Source organism: Pseudomonas fungipugnans (genome assembly GCF_029955235.1).
Taxonomy (GTDB): domain Bacteria; phylum Pseudomonadota; class Gammaproteobacteria; order Pseudomonadales; family Pseudomonadaceae; genus Aquipseudomonas; species Aquipseudomonas fungipugnans.
In genome coordinates, this window is the sequence record NZ_JARBWL010000001.1 from 567793 (window position 1) to 593444 (window position 25652).

21 protein-coding genes, 2 tRNA genes and 4 pseudogenes are annotated in these 25652 nt (G+C 61.4%); 4 read left to right on the forward strand and 23 right to left on the reverse strand.

Translation table 11 applies throughout. The features are described 5' to 3' along the window. Positions 1 to 39 precede the first annotated feature (39 nt). From POF45_RS02620 to POF45_RS02645, 6 genes are all read right to left on the reverse strand, one after another. The gene (locus POF45_RS02620; protein WP_259502912.1) at positions 40 to 1206 is read right to left on the reverse strand and encodes a hypothetical protein; all 1167 of its coding nucleotides are present in this window, start codon (positions 1204 to 1206) and stop codon (positions 40 to 42) included. After that, on the reverse strand, positions 1203 to 1949 hold the full coding sequence (locus POF45_RS02625) for a phytanoyl-CoA dioxygenase family protein (protein ID WP_259502911.1): 747 nt from the start codon (positions 1947 to 1949) through the stop codon (positions 1203 to 1205). Before POF45_RS02625 ends, POF45_RS02620 begins: the two co-directional genes overlap by 4 nt. Beyond that, entirely contained in the window at positions 1949 to 4363 is a 2415-nt protein-coding gene (locus POF45_RS02630) for an SAM-dependent methyltransferase (RefSeq protein WP_259502910.1), read from the reverse strand. The genes POF45_RS02625 and POF45_RS02630 overlap by 1 nt, the downstream gene beginning before the upstream one ends. 12 nt (positions 4364 to 4375) lie before the next feature. Beyond that, a complete protein-coding gene (locus tag POF45_RS02635) occupies positions 4376 to 6193 on the reverse strand; it encodes a hypothetical protein (protein ID WP_282314968.1) in 1818 nt (605 codons plus the stop codon). A gap of 45 nt (positions 6194 to 6238) precedes the next feature. Further along, entirely contained in the window at positions 6239 to 7861 is a 1623-nt protein-coding gene (locus POF45_RS02640) for a hypothetical protein (protein WP_282314970.1), read from the reverse strand. A gap of 644 nt (positions 7862 to 8505) precedes the next feature. Next, on the reverse strand, positions 8506 to 9090 hold the full coding sequence (locus tag POF45_RS02645) for a TetR/AcrR family transcriptional regulator (protein WP_259502907.1): 585 nt from the start codon (positions 9088 to 9090) through the stop codon (positions 8506 to 8508). Between the two features lie 118 nt (positions 9091 to 9208). Here POF45_RS02645 and POF45_RS02650 point away from each other — a divergent pair, with 118 nt between their 5' ends. Then, positions 9209 to 10645 carry an amidase gene (locus tag POF45_RS02650; protein WP_259502906.1) on the forward strand — a complete coding sequence of 479 codons (1437 nt, stop codon included), beginning with the start codon at positions 9209 to 9211 and terminating at the stop codon, positions 10643 to 10645. A 52-nt stretch (positions 10646 to 10697) separates the two neighbouring features. On the opposite strand, the gene POF45_RS02655 is transcribed toward POF45_RS02650, so the two are convergent. Beyond that, complete coding sequence (locus POF45_RS02655) at positions 10698 to 11138, reverse strand: hypothetical protein (protein WP_259502905.1); 441 nt, start codon at positions 11136 to 11138, stop codon at positions 10698 to 10700. A 349-nt stretch (positions 11139 to 11487) separates the two neighbouring features. Here POF45_RS02655 and POF45_RS02660 point away from each other — a divergent pair, with 349 nt between their 5' ends. Beyond that, positions 11488 to 11664 (forward strand): DUF3761 domain-containing protein, encoded by a 177-nt coding sequence (locus POF45_RS02660; protein WP_489739882.1) that lies wholly within the window; start codon positions 11488 to 11490, stop codon positions 11662 to 11664. A 121-nt stretch (positions 11665 to 11785) separates the two neighbouring features. Here POF45_RS02660 and POF45_RS02665 read toward each other — a convergent pair whose 3' ends face one another. From POF45_RS02665 to POF45_RS02675, 3 genes and pseudogenes are all read right to left on the reverse strand, one after another. Continuing rightward, a complete protein-coding gene (locus POF45_RS02665; RefSeq protein WP_282314971.1) occupies positions 11786 to 12208 on the reverse strand; it encodes a hypothetical protein in 423 nt (140 codons plus the stop codon). Positions 12209 to 12226: 18 nt separating this feature from the next. Further along, positions 12227 to 12610: a hypothetical protein gene (locus POF45_RS02670; protein ID WP_282314972.1), complete on the reverse strand. Its 384-nt coding sequence runs from the start codon at positions 12608 to 12610 to the stop codon at positions 12227 to 12229. 32 nt (positions 12611 to 12642) lie between these two features. Then, a pseudogene (locus POF45_RS02675) lies at positions 12643 to 12735 on the reverse strand (phage tail protein); the annotation flags it as partial. On the opposite strand from POF45_RS02675, the pseudogene POF45_RS02680 reads away from it, so the two are divergent. Beyond that, a pseudogene (locus POF45_RS02680) lies at positions 12735 to 13238 on the forward strand (tyrosine-type recombinase/integrase); the annotation flags it as partial. The pseudogenes POF45_RS02675 and POF45_RS02680 sit on opposite strands and share 1 nt — an antisense overlap. An 81-nt stretch (positions 13239 to 13319) precedes the next feature. Here the strand turns inward: POF45_RS02680 and POF45_RS02685 are convergent. The 10 genes and pseudogenes from POF45_RS02685 to POF45_RS02725 form a co-directional block, all read right to left on the reverse strand. Further along, positions 13320 to 13406 (reverse strand) — tRNA-Leu (locus POF45_RS02685). Between the two features lie 185 nt (positions 13407 to 13591). Then, positions 13592 to 13665: transfer RNA gene (locus POF45_RS02690), tRNA-Cys, on the reverse strand. A 327-nt stretch (positions 13666 to 13992) separates the two neighbouring features. Continuing rightward, on the reverse strand, positions 13993 to 16740 hold the full coding sequence (metC, locus tag POF45_RS02695; protein ID WP_282314973.1) for a cystathionine beta-lyase: 2748 nt from the start codon (positions 16738 to 16740) through the stop codon (positions 13993 to 13995). Between the two features lie 45 nt (positions 16741 to 16785). Next, positions 16786 to 16863 (reverse strand): annotated as a pseudogene (locus tag POF45_RS29745) (thiol:disulfide oxidoreductase); the annotation flags it as partial. Continuing rightward, positions 16860 to 17456, reverse strand: a complete 597-nt coding sequence (locus tag POF45_RS02700; RefSeq protein WP_282314974.1) for a cysteine dioxygenase family protein — start codon at positions 17454 to 17456, stop codon at positions 16860 to 16862. The gene POF45_RS02700 and the pseudogene POF45_RS29745, both read right to left, overlap by 4 nt. 17 nt (positions 17457 to 17473) lie before the next feature. Beyond that, positions 17474 to 18310, reverse strand: a complete 837-nt coding sequence (locus POF45_RS02705; protein WP_282314975.1) for an amino acid ABC transporter ATP-binding protein — start codon at positions 18308 to 18310, stop codon at positions 17474 to 17476. Beyond that, positions 18297 to 19085 (reverse strand): amino acid ABC transporter permease, encoded by a 789-nt coding sequence (locus POF45_RS02710; RefSeq protein WP_282314976.1) that lies wholly within the window; start codon positions 19083 to 19085, stop codon positions 18297 to 18299. The genes POF45_RS02705 and POF45_RS02710 overlap by 14 nt, the downstream gene beginning before the upstream one ends. Next, positions 19075 to 19809, reverse strand: coding sequence for an amino acid ABC transporter permease (locus POF45_RS02715; RefSeq protein WP_259502841.1), 735 nt, complete (start codon positions 19807 to 19809; stop codon positions 19075 to 19077). The genes POF45_RS02710 and POF45_RS02715 overlap by 11 nt, the downstream gene beginning before the upstream one ends. Before the next feature lie 31 nt (positions 19810 to 19840). After that, positions 19841 to 20095: pseudogene (locus tag POF45_RS02720) on the reverse strand (transporter substrate-binding domain-containing protein); the annotation flags it as partial. Then, entirely contained in the window at positions 20092 to 20934 is an 843-nt protein-coding gene (locus tag POF45_RS02725) for a transporter substrate-binding domain-containing protein (RefSeq protein WP_282314977.1), read from the reverse strand. The pseudogene POF45_RS02720 and the gene POF45_RS02725, both read right to left, overlap by 4 nt. A gap of 250 nt (positions 20935 to 21184) precedes the next feature. On the opposite strand from POF45_RS02725, the gene POF45_RS02730 reads away from it, so the two are divergent. Continuing rightward, positions 21185 to 22036, forward strand: coding sequence for a LysR substrate-binding domain-containing protein (locus POF45_RS02730; RefSeq protein ID WP_282314978.1), 852 nt, complete (start codon positions 21185 to 21187; stop codon positions 22034 to 22036). Positions 22037 to 22320: 284 nt separating this feature from the next. On the opposite strand, the gene POF45_RS02735 is transcribed toward POF45_RS02730, so the two are convergent. The 3 genes from POF45_RS02735 to POF45_RS02745 form a co-directional block, all read right to left on the reverse strand. Beyond that, positions 22321 to 22536, reverse strand: a complete 216-nt coding sequence (locus POF45_RS02735; RefSeq protein ID WP_034150404.1) for a TOBE domain-containing protein — start codon at positions 22534 to 22536, stop codon at positions 22321 to 22323. 186 nt (positions 22537 to 22722) lie between these two features. Further along, on the reverse strand, positions 22723 to 24768 hold the full coding sequence (locus POF45_RS02740) for a TonB-dependent receptor (RefSeq protein WP_282314981.1): 2046 nt from the start codon (positions 24766 to 24768) through the stop codon (positions 22723 to 22725). Between the two features lie 140 nt (positions 24769 to 24908). Beyond that, the gene (locus tag POF45_RS02745) at positions 24909 to 25652 is read right to left on the reverse strand and encodes an ABC transporter permease (protein ID WP_259503170.1); all 744 of its coding nucleotides are present in this window, start codon (positions 25650 to 25652) and stop codon (positions 24909 to 24911) included.

A 25652-nucleotide genomic window follows, 5' to 3' on the forward strand; every position in this document is an offset into this window, starting at 1 on the left:
GTGCTCTCCTTGTCGAACGACGGGTTGGATCAAACACTTTTAGTAGGCGATGCAGGCAGTGCTGCTGCGCACGCCCGCCTGATACTGGGTAGAAACGATCGCCCCGCCCGTGGGGTTGCCGGCGCTGTCGAAGCGGGTGCCGGCGTAATCCACATCGGTAAGGCGAATGGCTCGCGTGCCGTCGCGGGCGTACAGGGTTACTTGCGAGCGTCTGGGGATGCCGCTGGTGCCAGGCCGGGTAAACCAATCCTCACGCTTGTGCAGCAACGAACCATCGACCCGCCGACGCAGGACGCAACGATCGGCGGGCCGCGACGGTGTCCAGGGGGCGGCGACCGGAGCCACTAACAGCGGGCTCGGCGCGGCCTCCTGCACCACGTCTTCCAATGCCCTGGTGCTCACCAACTGCCCCGCCCTGAAATGCAGGACGCTGGCGCTTTCGGGTCGGCCCTCGGCGCTGGTGGTACGTATCACCATTTGTCCGGCTTTGATCAGCCGCAAGGCATCGAACACCACGGCGCTGTAGTCGGAGTCGACATAACCCCCCACGGTCACTCCGTCCTTGGCATAACGCGTGACCAGGACCTTGTATGGCACGCCCTGAGCGTTCAGAAAGGACTGGGCGCTGGAGGCTCGCTGTCCCTGGGCGTCGGTCCGGGTCACTGCAAGCACCCCACCGACCAGGCGAGTGCCTGCCATCTGTGCCTGGGCGTAGTCAACCGTGGTGCTGTCGGTCACGCGGCCAGCGGGGTCGAAACTGCTGAGCTGGTAACTGGCGTAGTGCTCATCGCTGTAGGCCATCTGCGCACTGTGGGTCGTGCGGCCCTGGGCATCAGCCACCGACAGCCTGGCCACACCTTCGGCCGGCGTGCCCGCGTCGGTCAGGCGCAGGTCGTCGTAGGCGCCGGTCACTACCTGACGCAGGCTGCCGTCTGGAGCAAGCATACGGGTCGTGGAATGCTGCGCGCGGCCTTGGGCGTCCACCGCCAGCTGGCTCTGCGAATAGGGGGCGCCACCGGCGCGGCGGGCACTGTAGCGAATTATCAGGCCACCCCCGGCCTGGGCGCTGTAATCGGCCTGGCCGTGGGTGGCGACACTGACGCCGTCGGGACCGTAATGCACCATGGCCACCCCCTTGGGCGGGAGCTGGCCACGAACCGGGTCGACCAGGCTACTCAACAGGTCTTGCACAGGATGATTTTTCACATCAGCACTCCTTCGCTAACGACGGCAGGTTCAAGGACCTGCGCCAGGTGGTCGAGCAAGGCCACGCCCTCGGTGCGGGTCGTGGCTTTCTTGTAGGAAAAACGCATATCCAGGCTGACCCGCGTGCGCTCGCTGTCGTTGTGCATCGAGCCGTGCCCGAGGTAGCCACCATCAAAAATCAGCACCTGCCCATAGCTCAGCGCCACCGGGGCGAAATCGGCCTTGCCGTAGTCGCTCTCCAGCCACAACGCGCAGCCGTCCCGGACATCGGTGAAGGGCATCCAAAAATTGATCTGGTCGATTCGTTCGGTGACGCAGATATCGTGGTGAAAGGAGCTGACGCTGGGTGTGCCGGCCAGGTGCACCCGCAATTTCGGGTGGCTGGTGTAGGAAATGCCGCGCCCGACCAATGGCGCCAGCAACTGCAGCATGAAGCTGTGGTAGAGGCGGTAGAACGCGGCATCGGCCGGCTGGCGCTCCATCATGCCTCGCAGCATCAGGTTATCCCGGTGCCGCAGCCGCCCCGGCCGGGTGCCGGCCGCGGCGTGCTGTTGCCGCAGGTAATGATGGAGCATCTCCAGGCGCTGCACCTTGAACACGTCCCGCGACAGCAAGGCGGCAAAGGGATAACGCCGGGTGTCGTAGTCCAGGATCAGCCGACTGCGCCGCGGCCGGGCGCCGGCCGCGGCCATCAGCTCGGCGCGTTCGACCCCGGCCGTCAGGGGCAGGCCTTGCATCGACATCACAACGCCTCCGTCTCGTCCTGACGCAGACGTTCGAGTACCTGGCGCAACAGGCGCAGGTTGTTTCGCGCGCGGTCATAACCGTGCCAGAGAAACACCCCGCCCTTGTCGCTGGCCTCGACCATCAGCCCCACCAGATGCTCCCAGGCCCAGTCCGGCAGGCCGAACCTCGGGTTGGCCAACAGTGGGTCGATCTGCCGCGCCTCGAGCAGCGCCATGCCGCGCAAGCGAATCGGGTTACCGGCGGCCGAACGGCCATCGCCATGCAGCAACGGCCGCAGAGTAATCGGGTCAAGCACGATTTCCAGTTCCCCCGAGGCTAACGCAGCCGGGCCGTCCCTCCAGACGATGCGCCCGCCTTCCAGGCTCAGGGTCACCGCGACGCCGCCGACCTCGAGCCGGCCGTCTGCGAGGTGCAACGTCAGCATTTCTGCCAGACGACCGTGCACCAGACGCAGGCGATAGTCGCCCCGGGCCCAGTCCGGCAGTTGATCGATGCGCCGCGCCGATAGCGGCAGACGCAACTCGCCGGCCTGTGTCTCGCGGCCGTTGAAGGCCAGTTCCAGGTTCAGCGGCTGGCCGTCGCGCAGGATGGCCACGCCCTGACCCGACAAAGGCTCGGGCACGATGCGCAGGGTCGAGCCCTTGACCCGGTAATCACCCACCGCCAGGCACGCCGGGCGCGCCAGTGACTGGGCGCGCAAGGCCACTTTGTACTGGCTGCCAGCGGCCTCCCCCAGCGGCCAGATCAGGCCGATCCAGCTGCGCAGCCCCGGCACCGAAAGGTCCGATTGCAGATAACCTGAACTGGGATTGCCGGCCTCGGCCTTCCAGGTCAGCACGCCGCCCTGGTAGCGCACGCCGATCAGGCGCTGACCGTTGAGATCCATGCGCAGGCCGGCGTTCTTGATCCGGCAGAACACCGACAACGTCAGCTGCCGGGCACTGTCCATATAGAACCCGGTCCAGGGCGCCAGGCTCGATTGCAGCAGCGCCCCCAGTTCGCCGGTCATGCGTGGCCAGTCCACCGTCAGGCCAGCCTTGCGCGACCAGGCTGCTGCCGTACTGCGCAAGGTGCCCGGCGCAGCGCCGTTGCTCGCCCGCGACAGTGCGGCAGTCGCCGACGAATAGGTCAGCAAGTGCTCCAGGGCCTCACGGTTGCCCGGATGGCGTAGGGTCTCGGTGCCTTTGGCTGCCAGTTGCACGGCGCCAGGGTCGCGCTGGGCCAGCAGGTGGCGCTCGCGTGCATCCAGTCCGCCGCCCCAGGCCAACAGCGCTGCCTGCGGGTCCTCGCGATAATGTTGGCGCAATGGGGCGTCGTCACTCAGGGCCAGGACAAAACGCCCGGCAGCGGTGTCCGGCTGCCACTGGTAACTGGCCGGGACATCGAAGCCGGCGAAATCACTGAACGCCCGCCGCTCGCGTTTATCGTAGCGGTCGATCACCCGTAATGGCTCGGTGGCCGCGCGCACCGGCTGGCCGGGACGGATCAGTCCCAGTCGCTCCAGCATCGCCGGGTCGGACTGGCCAGCCGAGCGCGGCGGCAGGTAGAAGGTCGAAATGCCGGTGACCCAGGACTGTGCCAGCGGATCGCGCAGGCTGGCCAAGGTCTGGTGGTCGATCAACGGGTCGATCCCCGGGTAACGCGAGCCTACGTAGTTGATCACCGGGTGATCGGGGCCATACAACGCTTCGAGGTAGTCCAGCAGCACCGCGAAGTTGCTGTTCAGGTAGCCCTGGCGCCGATAGCCCAGCTCGCCGATCAGGCCCACCTGCCATAGCACCAGGTGCAGCCCCGGGTCGGGCTGGCGACGGCGGATCAGCATGTCGGTGGCCTCGTACATCTGCATCCCCGGCTGGCTGGGGTCGACCCCCAGATCGGCGCACAGGGTGTCCAGGGCACTGACCGCCGCACGCATGGTCGCCTGGTGTCCTTCGCGCCGGGCGATGGTCACCGCCCGGTGGGTGGACAGCACAAAGACCCCGGGGTGGCCATAGAAAATCGCGACCACATGGGCGCCTTCGCGCACGTAGTGCAGCATCGCCTCGGTCATCTGCATGTAGGTCAGGTAACGCGGCTTGCTGTCGTCGTAGAGCACATAAAGGTCATACGCATCCGGGCGTCGGGAAAGGATCCAGATCTTGGTGGCTGGATCGGCGACGCAGTAGAAGACATGGTCGGCGGCATCGATGCGTGCCTCGTCGCTGCGGGTGAAGCCCGAAGCCTCGATACCGGAGCCGAGGATCTCCAGGGTGCCGGGGCGTGTCGGCGGTGTCAGCAGTGCGACGTCGTCGGTGACTTGCGGACCGCGGGCGGCAATCGCCCGGGCCAGCTGGCGCCAACGTCGGCGATGGCTCTCGACATCCGGGTAGGCCTGCTCTGGCGTGTGTGGGCGCGGGGTGATCATGCTCATGCGAATTCTCCTTCACGCGCTCTGCGCGGCCAGATAGTTCATGGCCACCGTGGCCGCGATTTTCACCGGCAGGGGTTTACCCTGATAGGTGGCATTGCCCAGGGTCTGGAACGCCTTGTAGGCATTGCTGCCGGTGTCTGGCGCCATGGCGGCGACGACACTGGCCTGGTCCTGGTTCGACCAGCGCCAGTTCGCCGCCTCGCTGTCGGCCTGGCTGTTGCCGGTCTGCAACAGCGACGACAGGGTGACCTGCAAGGTCTTGACGTCGCCGTCGACTTCCTGGACGTACTGGCTGAAGGTCTGCCAGCGGGTCGCCACCGGGATGTTGTCCTGCAGCATGTAGTTGATCAGCAGGCCCAGGCCGGTACTCTGGCGTGGTTGCAGGTTGGCAATGTCCTGTTCGTCCTGCGCCTTCCAGGCATCGAGAATCTTGCTCACGCTCTGGAAGGCGACGTAGATCAGTGCGCCCTCGATCAGCGTTGGCAGCGCCTTGGTCATGACCCAGTTGCCAATGCCGTTGAGCACCTTCATTACTGCGCCCGGCTGCACGTCGACGTCGGTATCGATATCGGTGTCGACGTCGATGTCGATGTCCGTCTCGGTGTCGGTGACCACGTCAATGTCGACGTCGATATCCACATCCACGTCCACATCCACCACGGCGATGAAGTCCACGTCCACGTCCACATCGATGTCCACGTCGACATCCACATCGATATCAATGTCGATATCAACGTCCACATCCACGTCAATGTCGACATCGATATCCACGTCGACATTGACCGGATCGGCAGCGTCGCCGACGCCACTGCCGGGACCCGCGGTGTCGCCGACGCTGTTGAGGCTGGTCTGGATACGGCTGGCCAGCCTGGACACGTTCTGCCCCAGCCATTGCAGGCCGTTGGCCACGGTGCCAAGCAGGTTGATCGCCGCGTCCAGGGTCATCGCCAGTTGCACGGTGAAAAACGCGCCATAGACCATGTCATAGGCCACGGCGTACCAAGGCACCTGCGGGTTGGCATAGGACTGTGCGATGAACTGCTGGCCACCGAGGGTGCCGACAAAGCCCCAGGTGATGGTGTCGGGTTTACCCTCCCAGGCCAGGTCGCGAATGATCGCGGTGGTCAGCAGGCCGCTGTTCGCGGTCGCTCCTGCACTGGACAGGCTGCTGGCAAGAAAATCCAGGCTCAACGCGCTGCCACCCAAGGGGGTATAGCTGGCACGGCCATCGGCGATGGTCAGGGTACCCACGGTAGTGCTTGGCAGAATGAAGCCCATGGAGCTGCCGGTCGGCGGCTCGTAGCAGAAGTAACTGCCGGGAAAGGCGTAAAGCTGGTTGGTCGCCCAGTAGCCGATCGCCGAGTACAGGCCGAAGGTCAGCCCCGGCGCGCCGTTGTTCTGGAAAAAGGTCAGCGCGGCAGCGTTCAGCGCGGTCACCGGCGTCTGTTCGACCAGCGCCGCAAAGCTCAGGGACTCAGGACTGAACGGCTGGCTGGCGAAGGACTGGTAAAAGCTCCAGCCGGAGGTGGCCACATTGACGTCGGCGTTGCCAAGGTCGATCAGGTTACTGCCGGGAATCAACACGTTGCTCACCGCGACCTTGAGCGGGAACTGGTCGCTGTGCCGGGTCACCACCACCCGGGCCAGGGCCTCGCTGGTGTTGAAGCTGCTGTTGTCCTTGGCCGCCACCGTGCCCAGCAAGGTATAGGTCGGCACGTAGTCGGCCGGGTTGGTCGAAGGCGGGTCAGTCTGCGCCGGTGACAGGGTGGTGTAGACATCCAGGGGCTCGGCCGTGGCGTTGTTGACCTGAATCGAATAGGTGGCAGCCATTTCATGCATCTCCCTTGCGTTGCTGATAGCGCGGATGCGCTGGGCTTATTGCTTGACCGGCGATGTCTCTTCCAGGACCTGCTCCTCGCCGTCGCGGATGTCCTCCATTTCCTTCTGCATGTCTTCGCTGATCTTCAAGGTCTCCCGGGTCACCTCAAGTCCCGTTTCAATCTGTTCTCTGAGTTCCAGATTCACCTGGGTGCCCATGTCGTGGAGCACCACCGGAATGTCCTGTTGGGCCTGGAAGAGCTCCACTGTGGCGCGCGGCAGGTCCTGGCTCAGGCTCCGTGCGGCCTCCACCAATTTGTCCTGCACCTCTAGAAGGCCATTGGTGATCTCGATCGCTCCCAGGTCACGCACCTGCAGCTCCAGCTTCGTCAGGGTGTCTCCCAGTTGCAGGCGAACGACTTCGGTGAGGGTTTCAGGAATGCTGTCGCGCAAGCGATTCTGCAGGTCCTTGATTTCCTCGATGGCCGGCAGTACTTCAGCGACGCGGGCCAGCTCCTCGCGCAACAGATCGCGCAACCCCTCACGGACTTGGCGCGCCACTTCCTGGGCATCAACCACCGTGCTCCGGTCAACCGGCTGGTTGGCGACGCGCCGAGCCTTGAAGTAAGCGACGACGGCGATCACCGCACTGACGATGGTCACCACCGAGGACACCAGGCCGATGAGGCTCATGGTCAGGTTGGCGATGTCCAGCGGACCGAGGTCCTGATCGCTCCTGGCCTGCGCGGCCGTCTGGATCGGCGCCGTCGCCAGCGCTGCCGGGCTCAAGGTGCGCGGCACGGCGATCACCCGTTGCCCGTCGAGGCTGCCCGCCAGCACTGGCAACAGGCCCGCTGATGGCGGCCCGCAAACCCAGCCCGAGGCCACGAACGAGCCGATCAGCGTCAGCCCGGCACCATCCCCCAGACTACCGTCGGCATAACGCAATGCGGTTGTGGTGCCTGCGGCTGGCGTCCATTGCAGTTGCAGGCCACAGCCGGGATCGCAAGGATCGGCCGGCGGCGCATCGGCCCTGAGGCTGAAGCTGACGCAACCCAGTGAAGTCTTCGCCACACCCAGGTAAGGCGCCGCCTGCAGGTCGTAGTCCAGGCCCGGTGTGCCGTCGGTGGCCATGCTCCAGAGATAGGCGTAGTTGCGCGCCCAACTCAGGGCCAGGCCGAACTGGGTGGCGTCGATAAGCTGGAATGGCGGGTGGCTGTCGAAGTATCCCCGCAGGATCGCGTCGGCGTCGGTGCCGGGGTCCGCCAGGGTTTCTTGCAGGCTGTTATTGAGGTCACTGGCCAGTTGCGAGCTGGGGGCCGCCATCAGGTTGCGCACCAGGTTCAGGGCCTGGCCCATGGCTGCGACCTGCTCCTGGCCCACGGTCAGTTGCAGCTGCGGATCGACCCCGAGGTCAAACACCCCGCAGGCCAGGGGGAACAGCGAAGTCGCATCCGCCAGGACAATGCCCACCGGCCCCGCTGGCAGGGCGACCCGGACCTGAGCTCGCGGTGCCATGACCCGTCTGCCGTCACTCAACAGCAGACGCTGACAGTCGGGGCCGAGCGTCAGGCCGCCGTGTTCAAGGGCGGCAACCTGTAACACCACCAGACTCAGGTCGGTGTCGTTGCGCAGCGACAACTCAAGGGGCCCATTCAGGGCATGGGGGGTAGCTGACATGAAAACCTCCTGTTCTCGACAAAAGCGGCAAGTGCTGCTCGGACGAAAGCCAAGGAGGAAATCAATGAACTCAAGATGCGGCCGTGATTAAACAAACGGGGCGAAGTGCCAACCCTTGCGGCCAGGGCAGTCCATTACCAGTTTCCAATCTCTTCCTGAGCTGTCACTCATTGCGACGTGTGATGCAATATAGCCACCTCAGAATTGAGCACATAAGATCGTTTGGCTATACAACTTCTTGCCTCAAATACTAAGCAAAATCTGGATAAACAGCCGTGCTAGACCGACATTCGTTTAACGAACGACGCCGAGGAATCGCTTGATGAAAAGCCCCCTTTATTCAAAGGTATAAATGAAGTTCTGCTCGAAAACGAACCTGCATCCGACCGAGTATTGGCAAGGTTGAAGGGTCGGTCACGTGCCCCTACCCGGCAGGCTGCCATCCTGGAGCTTTGCAACCGTGTCGAGGCGCGAGGGCCAGCTGATGGCGCTGCGATTTCGCCAAGTTGCGCGCCGTCCGCGCGCGTGATCAGGCCATGCAACTCCACCCCGTGCTCAGCCGCCAGAGCTTCGAAACGTGCGTTTTTTTTGGACGTTTAACCGCGGGCAGGTCGACAGCGGCTCGCAATGCGACACCGTCTGGCCTAGACCTCCAGGCATTTGCTGACCATTCGCAACAGGTGCTGCGCAACATCGTCCACACCCTTGTTCTGGGCCACGACCTGGGCGCCCTCAAGCAGGAATGTCAGCTCTTGGGCCCTCTCCACCGGGTTCGGCAACTGAGCCTCACGGCACAGGATGGCCATGCGCTGAAACTGCCGCCGCTTGTGCGCTTCGATCAACTGCCGCGCAGGATGTTGCGGGTCCGGGAGTTCGGCCAGGCTATTGGTGAACGGACACCCGCGGTACCCCGAACGGGCCAGATCCAAAGCAATGAACTGTGCGAATCCCAACAACTGGAGCCCCGGCTGCGCTGGCCATTGCTCGGCCAAGTCGTCGAGGACCGCGCTGTATTGCTCGGTGAGCAAGCGCAACCACTCCAGCACCAGCACTTCCTTGGTCTCGAAATGGCGATAGAGGGTCATTTTCGTCGAACCCGCCTGTGCGGCGATGGCGTCCACTGTGACGCGGGTGAGGCCTTGCTCGACAAACAACGCCTGTGCGGCATCGATGATGCGTTCGCGCGGCGGCAACAGCGCAACGCGTTCAGGGCGAAAGGTCTTTTCCACGGGGCCACGGTCTCCGGTCGATCGCTATTTTGCTTGACAGGGATACTACACAGTATCGCATGATACTAACAAGTATCGCGCAATACCCATCAGTATCAACCGTTGACAGGAGATCACCATGACCCCGCTTGAATACGCCGAACAGGATGCTGTAGGCCTGGCGCAACTGATTGCCGATCGCCAGGTCAGCCTCACCGAAGTGCGCAGCGCTGCGCTGTCCGCCATCAACGCCCTCAACCCTCGCATAAACGCGGTCATCGAGACGTGGGAAGACGAGCCCCTGCCCGCGTCCGGCCCCTTAAAAGGCGTACCCATGCTGGTCAAGGATCTGGGCCTGACCGTACGCCATCGCCGCAACGAACTCGGCAGCCGTCTGGCGCGTGGCTGTATCGCCGAGGCCGACTCCGAGTTGATGACTCGTTTTCGCCGTGCCGGCCTGCTCACTCTAGGGCGCACCACCACACCAGAACTGGCCGCCAGCACCACCACCGAAAATTGTGTCGATGGCGCGACGCGCAATCCATGGGCCCTGAATCACAGCGCTGGAGGTTCCAGCGGTGGCTCGGCGGCTGCCGTCGCCGCAGGCCTGGTGCCGATTGCCCACGCCACCGATGGAGGTGGATCCATTCGCGTTCCCGCCGCCTCCTGCGGCCTGTTTGGCCTCAAGCCCAGTCGCGGACGCCTGCCCATGGGGCCGGCTGTGGACGAAGTCTGGGCGGGGCTGGCGGTGCACGGCGTGCTCAGCCGTTCGGTCCGAGATACCGCCACCTTGCTGGACTGCGTGAACGGTCCCGCTCTGGGCGACCCTTTCCATATCACGCCACCACTGCGGCCTTACGTGTCGTTGTTGAACCGCGAACCTGGCCCCTTGCGCATTGCCGTTCAGGACCGCGCATTGAGTGGCCAGGTGACCGCGCCGGCAGTATGCGCCGCGCTGGATGAAGTGTGCAGAACCCTCGAAACCTTGGGCCATCAGGTCACCCCGGTAGTCGCTGATATAGGCATCAGTTGGGAAGCTTTCGTGGAACTCAATGCCCGATTCTGGTCCAGCAACACGGCCGCCTGGATCGACGCCATCGCGGCGGTCACAGGCCGTCCTGTCGACGCCAGTACCTTGGAGCCCGCCACTCTGGGCTTGTATCGACTGGGCCAGGAGTTGAGTGCAACACAGCTGCTGGGGGCTATGCATGAACGCAACCTCGTGACTCGGCACATGGGCACGTTGTTCAGCAAGTACGACGTGCTGTTGACGCCTACCCTGCCGGACGTCGCCCCCATCATTGGTCAATACAATGCGGGCCAGGAAACGCTGGATGGGCGCGCCTGGATGAACCGGGTGTTCAGCCATTCGCCGTTTACTGCCGTGTCCAACGTAAGTGGATGCCCGGCCATGTCCATGCCGCTGGCATACGACGTAATGAGTGGTTTACCCATCGGCTTGCAATTCGGGGCGGGCTACGGCCGCGAAGACACGCTATTGCAGCTCGCCGCACAACTGGAGACCGCACTGCCATGGCAGGCCAGGAGGCCCCCGGTGTGGGCAGGGAACTACTGACCTGAGCAACACGGTGCAGACCGACAAGCGTCAGGCGGGGCAATTGAGCGACTCACGCGACCGCCCTCTCGTGCTCACTTTCGTGGACGTAAATCCACGAGATTCCCGATGGAGAGGTGTGGTCGATGCTCATGAGTGCCGAATCGATTTTCTTCTTGGGAACTCCGTCCTTGACGAGATCGAAAACCGTCAGGAAGAAGTCCCCTGGAAGGGGTGTGATCGAGAGATTGATGATGTGCGATTCGGGGCTTCCAGCACGCTTCCCGTGCAGGTTCCAGAGTCGCTCCCAGTAGTCCGACCGACCCATGATCTGACCATCCGTGAGCACCACCCGGAACTCGCTCGCCAACGCATCGTACAAGGGCTTGATGGCGCCTTCCGACTTGGAAGACATGCCGCGTGACCACGGAAAGAAGAGATTATACCAACGGTACACCTCAGCCTCGACGAGCGCTGTCTTATCGGGGGTTTCGAGTACTTGTCTGATTGCCATCTGTGTTCTCCTTAACAAGCTGAAGGTGGCGGGTTTTGCGTGACAGACTAGACGTCTGGATACGCATTGCCTGAACGATGCACCGCACCTTGATCAAGTTCCATCCTGAATTAACCTCATTGGGTCCAACTCAAATGATCGCTTCAATTACGTCTTGATACCTCCGATCACTTGACTGACCCGGTCATAAAAATAGCCTCTTGCCTGTTGGATCGCGTTGATAACTGACCAACGGCTTTTGTAGTGCGAGCGTCCGCCGAACGCACCTTGCGTGGAATTTCAAACGCGCGATTTGCGCGCGAAGGCCGCGTACAACTCGTAGAACATTAACCTCGCAGAATCTCAGCTGATTGAGCACGGTTCGTACTTAAATAGCGACGGCGAGACTGTACATAGCCCCGCCCATACGAAATCAGATAGTGCTCCAGAGGGCGCAACCGCCAAATGTCGCGACAATTCCTACAGTTTTAGTCAACATCGGCGCGGCACATGCTCACGTCATGGAGGCGTGATAGCGTGGCTGTAGAAATGAAAAGCCCAGCACTAGACTGGGCTTTTTCATGCCAGGAAGTCGGAAATCTCAGCAGGACAATGCCCCTACGAATAATTTCATGTCGTTCCCTCGTTGAGGTTTGGTGAAACCTGATTCACTGCAGCGTCGGGGAGACATCAATCCTTCCATCACCTCCAGTACTTACTCGGTACGTTTTTGTCGAGTTTCGTAATGCGGATGCATCGCGCTCTATGCGCGGATCACCCATTCCACAAAGCCCGGCTCCTGAGTATCCCGCCCCAATGATTAGTGCGCCCGGAGGAAGATAGAAAAACACCTTTTGTCCTGGATCCAACAGCGCTGCCTTTTGCCCATCAATAAAAATCGCCATCGAGCACATGCTGCCCGTGTGGCCCGTATCTCGGATCACCTGCAGCGTTGCAAATTCGCCTTCGGGCTTGCTCTGGAACTTAATCCTTTGAGCTACAGGAGCCTCAACAGCCAGCGCCGAAGGAACGGGATCGGTTGAGCATCCTGCAAGCAATAGCGCCGTAACAACAATGGATAACATCCTCATTGCAGTTCGCTTCCTTGTTCAAAATGTAGTGGGGGTAACGTCTAGTGTGACTCCGTCAGGGATACGTCGCCTGATCGTTTCGCCACTTTTTGCATTGAGCTCGCGTTCCACAAGCAAACCGCCCGCAGAAACAGCAATGATATGGCTTCCTGCTTTCAGACCGAATCGAGCGACCTCCCCCATACGTACCTTGGCCGCCAGCGTCCCATCAATCAGAAAATCAATTGTGTGACCGCTCTGGTACCACCCTTGATCGCGGGTGACCAACAACGTCACATCGTTTTTATCGGTAAAAGCGTATTGTCGATCGGCTGAAACAGGACTGGCGTTCTCTGCCGAAATGGGTTTTACGGAGCACCCCGCCAACAGCATCACTGCCACAGTCCCTATCAAAATCCGCATGCTTCTTCCTCGTCCTTAAAGGGGTGACTGTATCACTGAGCGTTGTTGTGTCGAAGAATCAGGCGTGCACGGTCCACCCATGGTCCGCCGAACACGATGATCTCGCTGGGCCGGCCGTACAGGTGAGATGCTTGCCGCAGTCTATAAGCACGCAGACCAGCCACAGAAGGATGCACTTGATCTGTTCTATCTCACCGGACAACGCATCGCCGACACCATTGAAAATGGATGAAAAAGATATCCGCGACGATAGGCTTGCCGTTCAACAGGGTAAAACACGGGCAAAAAAGAGAATTGAGCTTGTTGGCGAGCTGAAGATCGTGATTGATCGCATCCTTACCAGGAAAGCCGGGCACAAAATCAGAACGACCAGACTCATTATGTTGGACAACGGCCAGCCGATGACCTGCAGCATGTTGCGAGGAGGTTTGACGCAGCGCGGGAGGCCGCAGGGGTGGAAAACTCAGATTTCCAAATGCGCGATCTTCGTGCCAAGGCTGGTACCGACAAGGCAGAATCCAGCGGCGACATCATGCAGGCCAAGAATCAACTTGGGCATACAACGGTGGTGATGACGGAAAACTACATCCGCAAACGGATAGGCAAAAAAGTCACTCCGACAAAGTGAGTTGCGGAGTGGCCTTTAGATTTGCGGAGCGCAAAGCATAAGGGCCTGCATGAGATATCTCGTGCAAGCCCTTGTTTTGTATGGTGCCCGAAGCCGGAATCGAACCGGCACGCCCTTACGAGCGGGGGATTTTAAGTCCCATGCGTCTACCAGTTTCGCCATTCGGGCGGTAGCGCGGTCAAGCCGTCTGTAGCGTGCGTGGGCAGCTATGACGCTTGTGCAGCAGAGGTGGAAATATATACATCCCATCCCGGTGAAGCAAGGTCGCAAACGCCCTTTTCAAGACTAAATCTTTCACGGCTGCGAAAATAAAAAAGCTCCGTAGATCAAGGATCTACGGAGCTCGTTTAAAGTGGAGGCCGAGGTCGGAATCGAACCGGCGTAGGCGGATTTGCAATCCGCTGCATAACCATTTTGCTACTCGGCCTCAAACGTCGGATGTCAGTAGCACAACACCAAACGTGTAAACTCTGAGCTTCGAACGAAATCTACTTCGCTCTCTATCTCGTTGAAAACATTAGGCTTTTTCAGCCGTCTGTGCTTTCGATGGCGTGAATTATGTACTGATTTCCCGAGGCTGGCAACCCCTTGATTTCAAAAAAAAAATTCTGCCGGCGTAAGTGTCGCTGTTAAACCCTATCGGGTGCCACGAAGACGTAATGCGTCCGGCGAAAAGTCGTCGCCTTTGGGGATCGGCGGGCTGAAGTCGACGGTGCCGCTTGATAACGCGCGACGAATTCAGCCTTCGATCACGTCAACCCAGCGCAGCGAACCCTCGCTGCAAATCCTCGATCAACGCCTCGACATCCTCCAGCCCCACATGCAGGCGCAGTACAGGGTTCAGTGAACGGTCAGCGGCGCTATGCCGATTGCCGAGTTCAGCCACCGTGACCAGGCTTTCATACCCGCCCCACGAAGCCCCCAGGCCAAACACCTGCAGTGCGTCGACAAAATGCTCGACGTTCGCAGCGTCCGCGTCACGTAACTCAAAGGACAGTAAACCGTTGCTGCCCTTGAAATCGCGCTGCCACAGGGCGTGCCCCGGATGGCTCGGCAAGGCCGGATGAAAGACCTGTCTGACCTGTGGCTGCCCCTGCAACCAGTGCGCGACGTCCAGTGCCTGGCGTTCATGCACCTCCATCCTCGGCGCCAGGGTACGAGCACCGCGCAATATCAGCCAGGCGTCGTCGGGGCTGACGGTGTTGCCGAGGGCGTCGCTCATGATCGCCAACTGTGGCCAGGCGTCCTCGCGGGCACACACGCTGCCCATGACCACATCGCTATGACCGCTCAGGTATTTGGTCAGCGCCATGATCGAGATGTCGGCACCCAGCGCCAGCGGTCTGTACAGATAGCCCGAGCCCCAGGTGTTATCGACGGCCAACAATATGCCTCGGGGTTTGCACAGCGCCGCGATGGCCGGCAGGTCGCAGAGTTCGTACAGCAGCGACCCCGGCACTTCGGTGTAGACCATCCTGGTATTGGCTTGCAGTTGTGCTTGCAAGCCGCTGCCGTCCGGGGCGAAGTAGCTGACCTGAATACCGAACGGCTCAAGCAGCTCACGGGCCAGACGCCGCACCGGGGTGTAGACCGCATCGCTGATGAGCACATGATCACCGGGTCGCAGGTAAGCCAGAAAGGTCTGCGCGATGGCCGCCAGCCCAGTGCCGAACAGCCGGGTGCGATAGCCACCTTCCAGCTCCGTGACCAGGTCTTCCAGGGCAAATGCGGTCGGATTGCCACGGGCACCGTAGCTGAGGACGCGCTCGCTGTCACGCCGGGCACGGGCGTCGCGCATTTGCGCCAGATTGTCGAACAGCACGGTGCTCAGGCGAGTCACCGGCACGTTGACCGACCGGCCACCAACCCCCTTCGCGGTACGTGCCGAATGCACCAGCCGGGTACGCACCCGGTCCTGTGGCGTTGGCGAACGCAGGGGTTTGAGGCTGGCAATTTCCTCGTCGCTCATCTGCGCCAGCAAGCCGATTTCCCAGGCCAGGTACTGGCGCGCCGCGTCCTTGTTGCCGGAGTGACGGTCGTGGGTAAAGAACAGAAAATCGATGCACTGATGATCGGCGGGTGTATGGACATCCTCTTGCAGCGTAAAACCGGCTGCGCGCCAGGCATCGAGTCCGCCTTCCAGCAGCCGGACCTGCTGACGTTGAATGTCAGGCAACTCCAGCGCCGCAAAAGCGGCCAACGCCGGATCATCGGCCAGCAATACCAATGGCCGCCGCTCACCGGCCACTTCGGCTGCCAGCAGCGAACGGATCGACCAGCGCGACCCTGTGATATGGCCTTTGCGATAACTCATGCTCGGCCGCAGATCAATCAACACCACAGCATCATCCTTCAACGCATCGGCCAACGCCTGAGCATTGATTGGCGGCAGCACTTCAGGGGTGCCGGCCTCCTCCACCGACAATGCCAGACCGCTGTCCAGGCCGTCCTTCAGCACATAGGCGTCTTGCCCCAACTGCCGCAGCCAACTGGCCACAATCGGTGCCCGTATGCCGTCGCTGTCGATCAGCACCAGCCGCGCCTGACGTACGCCGATGTACAGATCAGTGGACTGAATCAACTGCCCGCCGGGTGTGTGTTGCGCGCACGGCAGACTGCCCGCGGCAAACTCCTCGGCGGTGCGCACGTCACACAGGAACAGACTGCGACCGGCATCGCTGGCCCACTGTTCAACCTGCGTGGCCTCGATGATTTTCACCCCCGCCCGTTGCGCCAGTTCAGTGGCTGCCTGGCGCTGTGCCGGCAACGTCTTCGCCGACACTTCGTCGGCATAGCGTCGAGTGCTGCCATGCTCCAGCTGAAGATCTTGCAGATACCAGCCCTGAGTACCGTTTTCCAACGCATAGACCGGGTTTTTCAATCCCAGATTGATCAGTGTTTGAGCGCCAATGATGCTGCGTGTGCGCCCGGCGCAATTGACCACGACCGGCGTTTTTTCATCCGGCACCAGGTCGTGAATCCGATAGCCCAGTTCACCGTTCGGGCAGCACACCGAACCGGGGATGGTCATCTTGCGATACTCCTCGAACGGCCGACCGTCGAGCACCACCAGCGGTTCGCCCCGGGCCTGCCATTCGGCCAGTTGGCTGGCGGTGACATGCGGCGTGTGACTGGCTTCCTCCACCAACTCGCCAAAGGCCTTGGACGGCACATGCACACCGGCAAACAGCTGATAACCCGCAGCCTGCCAGCCATCGGCGCCACCGGCCAGAATATGCACACGGCCATACCCCAGCGCCTGCAAACGCTGCGCACTACGGGCTGCGACAATGCCGCCATCCTGGTCGTAGATCACCAGCCGCACCTGAGGATTGGGCGCCAGGCGCCGCACCTCCAGTTCCAGGCGGCTATACGGCAGGTTGACCCCGAAAAACAGATGGGCTTCGCCGTACTGGCCATGTTCGCGCACATCAAACAGGGCAATTTCCTGCCCGTCGAACAACCATTGCTGCAATTGCCCTGGAGTTACGGTCTGGCTCATGAGAGTCCCGCTCGGAAAATGGAATTATTGAAGCGCCAGAGAGAGGTACTCAGGCCCGAGTTCTTCGAGCAAGATGCCGATCTTCAGCCCGTTGCCAGTCGGCCAGTAATACAGGTCGATCATGCGTAGGCCTTGATCGACGGCGCCATTTGCGAGGCGTTGTAGTTGAGGATGCGTCCGTCGGCTTCAACACCGTAACGCCCATTGAGCGACTCCAGGGGCAAGCCATACAGATGGAAATGCAGGGTCGCGTGTTCGCCCTCGACGCGAATGCCGTGCAGGTCTTCGCCGAGAAACGAGATCGACGTACCGGGCTGCACCACCACTTCTTTTTCCAGCTTCAACGTGGTGAATCCCGGCTCGCGACCTTCGTCATCACGGGCGTAGACGTAGTTGATTTCCTGGCCTTCAACCGCGCTGATGATTGCCCAGGTTTCGTGGTTGTGGGGGATGGTGCTTTTGCCCGGCAATAACGAATTGAGGTACAGCGTCGGAGTGTCGCCATCGTCATTGAGGCGATAGCGAAACGCAGTGCTGCCCTGCCCCGGCACCGGCGCCGGGAACGCCTCGAAATTGAACAGATCACGGCGCTCGGCCAGGGTTTCCAGCAGGGCAACGATTTCCACCAGCGCGGCGCGGTCGACGCCACGTTGATTGATGACGCGGATGTTCTTCAGGAAATCCTCAATGACATCGGCACGGTTAACGGTACTCATGGACAGGCTCCTCAGTATCAGACGGACAGGTTGTAGCGACCAAGATTGGTCAGCAGATAAGGATCGTTGGCGACCACGGGACGGCGCCCCGGATCGCCCAGGGCGTGACGCAAAAACGTCTGGGTGCGCTCGCTGGCCGGGTGCTGGAAGATGTGGGCGGCGCTGCCGTGTTCGACGATCACGCCGTTTTCGGTGAAGTAGACGATGTCGCTGATTTCTTCGGCGAAACGCATCTCGTGGGTCACCAGCACGCAGGTCATGCCCTCCTCCGTCAGTTCACGAATCACCGTCAGCACTTCGCCGACGGTTTCCGGGTCCAGGGCCGAGGTCACTTCATCGAACAGAATCAGTTCCGGGCGCATCGCCAATGCCCGGGCAATCGCCACCCGTTGCTGCTGGCCGCCGGACAACTGCCCCGGATAGGCGTCGGCCTTGTGCTCCATGCGCACCTTGGCCAGCAACGCCCTGGCGTCTTTCTCGGCGTCGAGACGGCTGCGGCCCAGCACCTTGCGCGGGGCGATCACCAGGTTTTCCAGCACCGACAAGTGCGGGAACAGGTTGTACTGCTGGAACACAAACCCCACACGCTTGCGCAATTCGATGCGCTGGGCTTCCTTCGTCAGCGCCTGGACCTCGGTGGCACCCACGCGGATCGTGCCGCGCTGGGGCTGCAACAGGCCGGTGATGCAACGCAGGATGGTCGATTTGCCGGAGCCGGACGGGCCGATGATCGACACCGCCTGGCCGCGATGAACATCCAGATCGATGCCCTTGAGCACCGGGTTGCTGCCAAACGACAGGTGCAGGTCGCGCAGGCTGACCAGGGGCTCGGCGACAGTTTCAATAGAAGGCATAACGTCGCTCCAGGCGCTGGGTCAGTCGGGAAATCGGGTAGCAATAAGCAAAGAACAGCACCAGCAGGCTCAGGTAGATCAGCACGGTAAAACCGGTCAGGTTCACGGTATTGCTGGCGATCTGCGCGGTGTCGATCACGTCATGCACGCCCACCAGCGAGGCCAGCGCCGTGCCCATGGTGACCACCGCATAGAGGTTCATCCACGGCGGCAACATGCGCTTGAAGCACTGCGGCAGGATGATCGAGCGGAAAATCTGCCCACGGGTGAACGCCAGCGAACGCGCCGCTTCCCACTGGGTGCCGGGGATCGAGGCAATGGCGCCACGGAAAATCTCCGCAACGTTGGCGCTGGCCGGTAACGCGAGCCCGAGCGTGACCTTGACCCAGTCCGGAAACGACACGTAGGTGCCGGCGACATGGATCTCGAACGGGAATACATAGGTGGTGAAATAGATCAGCACCAGCCACGGCGCATTGCGGAAAATCTGCACCCAGATACGCGCGGGCAGACGCAACAGACGCAGCGGCGACAGGGCCAACGCCCCCACCAACAGACCCAACAACGAGCCGATGCCGATGGCCACCACGCTGATCAGGATGTTCTGGCCAAAGCCGGCGATCAGTGCGGGGGACCATTGCAGCAAGGCCTTGAGCACCGGGCTGTGCGGCACCCAATACAGCGGCCACAACAGCGCAACGGCCAACAGCAACAGCTTGCCGAGGTGCCGACGCGGCCTGGTCTGCGGGCCACAGACGGTCGATTCAATGGCCATAGCCAGGCATCCTCAGGCGCGATTCGAGCAGGCGCCCCACGCCATTGACGGTGAAACTCAACAGGCCGAAAAACGTCAGGATCAGAATCATCAGCTCCAGCACGTTGTCGCTCTGGGTCCAGATCATGATCGCCGCGTAGGTGATGTCGCCCACGGCAATTGCCGAGGCCACGGCGGTCATTTTCACCAGGTCAATCAGGTTGTTGATCAGCGACGGCAAGGCAAAACGCAGCGCCAGCGGCAGTTGCACATTCCACAGTAACTGGCGGCGGCTGAAGGCCAGCGAGCTGGCGGCTTCCAGCGTCACCGTCGGCACCGCCTCGATACCGGCGCGCAATGCCTCGGCATGAAACGCGCCCTTGTGCAGGGAAATCACGATCACTACCCAGGCGAATGGCGTCAGCGGATTGGCCGCGCCGACGGCCTGGGTCAGCAACATGTTCAACACCAGGAACGCGCAATACAGCTGCACCAGGGTCGGCGTGTTGCGGGTGACTTCGACGAACACCCGCGCCGGCTTCGCCAGCCAGGGATCGCTCGACGTCAGCATCGCCGCCAAACCGACACCGGCCAGCAGGCTGCCGATGATGGTGAACAGACACAGGCACACCGTGGTCAATGCGCCCTGCACGAGCGTGCCGCGTTGATAGGCATCCAGCAGAAATCCGTAGTTCAGGCCGAACCCGGCGGTCCAGTGCACGAACAATTCAAGCCAGTGAGTCATGGTTCTCTCCGCAATTGCCCGCAGGCATGGGCGATACGGTCCTCGCTTCGACACCCAGTGCCTTGGCCACACCTTTGGCCAGCTCGACGTTGTAGCCCAGGTGTTCACCGATTTTCGGGTCGAGGGTGCCGAACGGTGGCCCACTGAGCATCACCCCGACGCTGATCGCGTGGCGCTGTTCGATCTTGTCCAGCGTGGCGTCGGCGCGGGCGAGACTGGCGCCCATCACGGCCAGGCCCGCCAGGCATGGCGCGGTCAGGTCTTTGGTGCAGAAAGATCGCCTCATGCGCCGTTGCCCTGGAATTGTTTTTGCAGTTCCACCAGCGCCGGGGACGCGGGTGTGATGTGGTTGCGGGTCTGCGCCGCGATCAGCCAGCCGCTGCGGTGCAGTTCCTTGATGATCGGGTCGAGCCGTGCCTGCGTGTCGCTTTCGCCGCGCCGGGTCCAGATCACCGACGGCGCCGGGTTGAGTTCCGGGCTGAGGGTGCGGTAGTCCTTCCATTCGGCGCTGTCGGCGATCAGCGGATTGATCAGCGTGGCGTCATGCACCGCCGCCACGCAGTTGTTGCCGCGCAGCGCCAGCAACGATTCGGACGAACTCTTGAAGGCTTTGAGCTCGACACCCAGTTCGGTGAGCGGCTTGACGTAGCTGCTGCCCTGGGAGGTGCAGACCGGCTGATTCTTCAGGTCTTCCCAGCGAGTGATCTTGCTGTCCTTGAGCACCGCTGCCGTGCCGCCGACGCGGTAGAACGGCGTCGGTACAAAGCCGAGAATTTCCCCGCGCTCGGTGGTCCATTCCATGTTGGCAATCAGCAGGTCGACTTTGCCCTGTTGCAGGAACTGCACGCGGTTGGCGGGCAATACCGGCACCAGTTGCACCTCGGCCCCCAGTTGCCGGCCCAGCTCTTGCGCCAGGTCGACGTTCAGGCCACGCGGCTTCTGGGTGGCCGGGTCAATCCCGCCAAACGGGCCGCCGGACAGCAGCACGCCGACCGTGACCAGATGGCGCTGCTGGATCTTGTCCAGGGTCGCATCGGCCCGAGCGCCGCTGATGCCGGAAAGCGAAATCAGGGCACCCAGTATCACAGGTAATAATGGTTTAACGGTCGAGCGCTCATGCAACATGGATTTCCCCTCATGGACGATCGGGTCCCCGACCTGACGTGTGGGCATCCTGGGTACAGGGGACGGGTTACGGAAATACAAATATCTAATATCGTTATAACTCTGCGTATCTGCTTTCAGGTCAAAACGCTTTCTACCCTTTGATTGCTTGGCATCGCTGCCATCCACCGAAAAAACCACAAACAAACACATAAAACTCTGTAATGTTTATGTTCGAACCCTTGATGTAAAAACCGCCCCGGAAATGGCCATGTCGACCCTTGATCTCGAATTGCTGCGCACCTTCATTGCCGTGGTCGATCACCACAGTTTTGCCGAGGCCGGCGCGCAACTGGCCCGCACCCAATCGTCGGTCACCCAGCACATGCAGCGCCTGGAACAGCAGGTCGGGGTGAGCCTGTTTGAAAAGCGTGGCCGGCAAAAACAACTCACCGAAGCCGGTCAGCAACTGCTACGCCATGCGCGGCAGATGCTGTCGCTCAATGACGATGCGCTGAGTTCTCTGCGTGAAAGTCATTTGAGTGGCGTGCTGCGCATCGGCTCACCCCATGACATCGCCGACACCATCCTGCCGCCGATCCTCAGCCACATCGCCCGTTCGGCACCACGCCTGCGCCTGGAAATCGATGTCGGGCGCAGTCCGTTCCTGATGGAGGATCTGCACCGGGGCAAGGTCGACATGGTGATTTCCACCCGCCAGGACCCGAATCTCGAAGGCTTCGCCCTGCGCACCTCGCCGGTCTGGTGGATCTGTTCGGCGCAGTACCAGCACAACCCCGGCGAGCCCTTGCCGCTGATTCTGGTGGACGAACCGAGCATCTATCGTCGCTATGCGCTGGAAGCCCTGGAGCGCGCCAATATTGCCTGGCGCCAGGCGTACCTGGCGTCAAACCTGATCGGCATAAAAGCCGCGACACGCGCAGGTCTGGGCGTAACGGCGCGCAGTATGGAAATGCTCGGCCCGGACATGCGCGTGTTGGGTGAGAACGACGGCTTGCCGCGCTTGCCGAACGTGACGTATTACCTATGGATCCGGCCCAATACCGTCAATCCGCTGGTGCGTCGGGCTTATGAATTGATCAGGAATAATCAGGGGCATTGAATCCGTACTCAATCGCCCCCCCATAGATGCCGTCTTGCACCTCACATCGGTGTCACGCGCAAAAAAAAGCGGCCGCAGCCCAATCTCGATCAGTAAGAACGAACAATAAACCTGTGGCGGGGGAGCTTGCTCCCGATAGGGCGCGAAGCGGCCCCCTCCTCACCCAAATGCGGGGGCCTGCTACGCAGTCCAGCGGGAGCAAGCTCCCTCGCCACAGGTAATGTCCATCCTTGACTGACCGGCATTGGGCCGAAGCCGCCGATCTGCTGATTCAAACTGCCCAGTCAAAGCTTGGCGATCGACACCTCGGTGGATTTGACGAAGGCAATCACTTCGCTGCCAATCTTCAATTCGAGGTCGCGCACGGAACGGGTGGTGATCACCGAAGTGACAATGCCGGAAGCGGTCTGCACATCGATTTCGGACACCACTTCGCCCTCCAGGATTTCCTTGATGACGCCTTTGAACTGGTTGCGGACGTTGATCGCTTTGATGGTCATGGGTGTGGCTTCCTGTCTGTGGGTGGGGCAAATGCGCACTGCTGTGCAGGGCTTCAAAATGCACCTTCCGAGGAAACAACAAAAGGAATAAATAACGATTTAGTTATTCCTTAAATGAATATAAAAGCACAGCCAACGTCACGCCAAAGAGCTCGACGCTGGTGAGCGCCTGAGGCAATCAAACCATTAGAACGTAGTGCGCAACCCCACCTGAATACTGCGCCCCTGCGCCGGTGCGATATCGCGCAGGATCGAACTGGCGTAGCGCACGGTCTGGTTGGTCAGGTTGTCGGCATCGACGAACGCCAGCCATTTACTGTGACCGACATCGAAGTGGTAACCGATATTCGCCCCCAGCGTGGTGTAGCCACGCGTGCTGCTCTCGTTGGCCGGAACGCGATGCTGCGAGGTGGCATGCTCGACATCGATCCGCGCCTGCCAGCGGTCCAGTTCCCACAGCAGACCGCTGTTGAGTCGCAACGGCGCGATGCGTGGCAAGGCTTCGCCGGTATCGCGGTTTTTCGCACGGGTGTAGTCGCCCGACAGCTCCAGGGCAAACTTGCCGTAGGCGCTTTCGCCGAGTTTCCAGTGGTCCTGCGCCTCGATGCCGCTGAAGCGCGCACGCACACCCGAGTAGCGGTATTCGGGATTGCCGTTGGCGTCTGCCTCGCCTTCGTCGTCAAGCGTTCGACCGGTGCCGAGCAAGCCGATGTAGTTGGAAAAATGACTGTAGAACACACCGACGCTGCCCTTGTGCGTGCCATTGTCGAAACGCAACGCCAGGTCGCTGGACACCGCTTTTTCTTTCGAGAGGTTGGCATCGCCCAACTCATAAGTGCCAGTAGCGACGTGCGCACCGTTGGCATACAACTCATAGAAGGTCGGCGCGCGTTCGGTGTAGCCCAGGGTCGCGGCCACCGACCAGATCGGCGTCAGGGTGTAGACGGCGCCGGACGACAAGCTGCCAGCAGTGAAGCTGCTGGAGCGGTCGGCATTGGCAAAGCGCTCGTTGCCTTTGGCGTCCGGGTCGACCGTGGTGTGCTCCAGGCGTCCGCCGAGGCTCAACAACAGTCGATCGGTGGCTTGCAGCTCTTCGAGAATGAACAGCGCGCCGGCAGTGGTATCGGTCGTCGGCACGAATGCCTCTTCGCCCAATGCCGAGAATTCGCTGCGACTGACCTGCGCGCCGATCGCCCCGTTGAACGGCCCCAACGGCTGATGACGCGCCTCGACTCGTGCCTCATAGCCCTTGTTCTTGAAGGTCGTGCCGACCTCGCCGCCCTCGATTTCGCGGTGCTGGTAATCGGTGTAGCCAGCATCGACTTTGACCGAGCTGAACGGCCCGTCGAGGTTGCGCATTTCGGAAGCGAACGCATAGTGCTCCTGCTGCATGCGAATGCGCACGTCATCTTCGGCGGGCGAGCCGTAGTTGGAGTCGTAATTGCTGTACGACAACCCGGCATAGCCGTCATCCCAGGTGTAGGAACCGCCGACCGCCCCGCCGTCCTGACGACCATCGCTGTTGGCCAGACGGTGCTTGCTGGAATCGCCGTCGTCTGCTGCCCGTTCGCGGCGGGTCTTGGCATAACCGGGGATTTTCAGATCATTGAATTCACGGGCGCTGGCATCGATGTGCAAGGCAAATGCGCCGTTACCGGCTTCGAGTTTACCGGCGCTGCTGCGGGTGGTGTCGGCACCGCCGTAACGCAATTCGCCCGCGCCCTGAATGCCGTCGATGGCCTCGGTCGGAATGCGGCTGTCGAAGGTGTTGACCACCCCGCCGATGGCGTTGCCGCCGTACAACAGGGCAGCCGGGCCGCGCACGATTTCAATCCGTTCGACATTGACCGGGTCCAGCGGCACCGCGTGATCGTAGGACAGCGACGACGCATCGAGTGCGCCGACGCCGTTGCGCAGAATACGGATGCGGTCGCCATCGAGCCCGCGAATGATCGGGCGGCTGGCGCCCGGTCCGAAGTAGGACGACGACACGCCCGGCTGCTTGTTCAGGGTTTCCCCCAGGCTGCCCTTCTGTTGCAGGGTCAGGTCATCGCCGCTCAACACAGTGGTGGGCGCGGCCAGGGTCTGGCTGCCCAAGGGGTTGGCAGTGATGATTTGCGGTTGCAATTCCAGCGGCTCGGCGGCGAAAACCGGCGCAGCCATCAGTAGCGCAGTGGCCAATGGTGTCAGGCGGCGTTGCAGGGTTTGGGGGTGGGAAGATCGGGAAGGCATTTCAAGAATCCACAGGTAGAAAAGTGACGGTCGATGGGTCGTCGACAAGATGAAAGAAAATTCATGTTATACAATAACATTTCATTTCACCATCACGATTCATTGCCTGTGGGTTCTTGCCGGCTATTTTTCCTGTCCGCTCAGGCCGCCGCCCAGCGCCGGTGCAACCCGCGAGCCAGAGCGTCCAGCGCAAATCCAAGCACACCGATCAACAGCACCATGGCCATCAATTCCGAGTACGCCAGGCGATCCCGGGTGTCGAGGATGAAGTAGCCCAAGCCCGCGCTGACGCCGAGCATTTCGCACGGCACCAGGACGATCCAGAGAATGCCGATAGACAGCCGCACACCCGTCAGCACGTGACCGAGTACGCCGGGCAAAATCACTTTGCACAGTGTCTCCCAGCGAGTGGCACTGAGGCTGCGGCTCAATTGCAGCCAGCGTGGATCGAGTTGCCGCACGCCAGCCGCCGTATTGAGCAGGATCGGCCAGACGGCGGCGAAGGTCAGCAGAAAGTAGATCGGCTGATCCCCCACGCCCATCAGCATCACCACCACCGGCATCCACGACAGCGGCGAGATCATGCGCAGGAACTGAAACGCCGGTGTGGTGGCCGCCTCCAGATGACGGTAGCTGCCGATCAGCAGCCCTAGCGGCACGCCGATCAACAACGCCAGAAACAGGCTGACCAGAATCCGTTTGAGGCTGACGAAAACGTGCTCATACAGCTCGGCGCGCCCCAGCAACTCCACCAGGCTGACCAGCGTCGCCTCCGGAGAAAAGCGCGCCGCCAACCCGTCCGTTGCGCCAAACAGATGCACCCCCAGCCACCACAGCAACAGCAGGCACAACAGCCCCGCCACGCCCAGGCCCCATGACGGCAG

What these genes read in the sequence shown, in the direction of transcription:
- POF45_RS02625 (WP_259502911.1), bottom strand. Translation starts at nt 1,949, where the DNA reads ATGTCGATGCAAGGCCTGCCCCTGACGGCCGGGGTCGAACGCGCCGAG.
- POF45_RS02630 (WP_259502910.1), bottom strand. Translation starts at nt 4,363, where the DNA reads ATGAGCATGATCACCCCGCGCCCACACACGCCAGAGCAGGCCTACCCG.
- POF45_RS02635 (WP_282314968.1), bottom strand. Translation starts at nt 6,193, where the DNA reads ATGGCTGCCACCTATTCGATTCAGGTCAACAACGCCACGGCCGAGCCC.
- POF45_RS02640 (WP_282314970.1), bottom strand. Translation starts at nt 7,861, where the DNA reads ATGTCAGCTACCCCCCATGCCCTGAATGGGCCCCTTGAGTTGTCGCTG.
- POF45_RS02650 (WP_259502906.1), top strand. Translation starts at nt 9,209, where the DNA reads ATGACCCCGCTTGAATACGCCGAACAGGATGCTGTAGGCCTGGCGCAA.
- POF45_RS02655 (WP_259502905.1), bottom strand. Translation starts at nt 11,138, where the DNA reads ATGGCAATCAGACAAGTACTCGAAACCCCCGATAAGACAGCGCTCGTC.
- POF45_RS02665 (WP_282314971.1), bottom strand. Translation starts at nt 12,208, where the DNA reads ATGAGGATGTTATCCATTGTTGTTACGGCGCTATTGCTTGCAGGATGC.
- POF45_RS02670 (WP_282314972.1), bottom strand. Translation starts at nt 12,610, where the DNA reads ATGCGGATTTTGATAGGGACTGTGGCAGTGATGCTGTTGGCGGGGTGC.
- metC (WP_282314973.1), bottom strand. Translation starts at nt 16,740, where the DNA reads ATGAGCCAGACCGTAACTCCAGGGCAATTGCAGCAATGGTTGTTCGAC.
- POF45_RS02700 (WP_282314974.1), bottom strand. Translation starts at nt 17,456, where the DNA reads ATGAGTACCGTTAACCGTGCCGATGTCATTGAGGATTTCCTGAAGAAC.
- POF45_RS02705 (WP_282314975.1), bottom strand. Translation starts at nt 18,310, where the DNA reads ATGCCTTCTATTGAAACTGTCGCCGAGCCCCTGGTCAGCCTGCGCGAC.
- POF45_RS02710 (WP_282314976.1), bottom strand. Translation starts at nt 19,085, where the DNA reads ATGGCCATTGAATCGACCGTCTGTGGCCCGCAGACCAGGCCGCGTCGG.
- POF45_RS02715 (WP_259502841.1), bottom strand. Translation starts at nt 19,809, where the DNA reads ATGACTCACTGGCTTGAATTGTTCGTGCACTGGACCGCCGGGTTCGGC.
- POF45_RS02725 (WP_282314977.1), bottom strand. Translation starts at nt 20,934, where the DNA reads ATGTTGCATGAGCGCTCGACCGTTAAACCATTATTACCTGTGATACTG.
- POF45_RS02730 (WP_282314978.1), top strand. Translation starts at nt 21,185, where the DNA reads ATGTCGACCCTTGATCTCGAATTGCTGCGCACCTTCATTGCCGTGGTC.
- POF45_RS02735 (WP_034150404.1), bottom strand. Translation starts at nt 22,536, where the DNA reads ATGACCATCAAAGCGATCAACGTCCGCAACCAGTTCAAAGGCGTCATC.
- POF45_RS02740 (WP_282314981.1), bottom strand. Translation starts at nt 24,768, where the DNA reads ATGCCTTCCCGATCTTCCCACCCCCAAACCCTGCAACGCCGCCTGACA.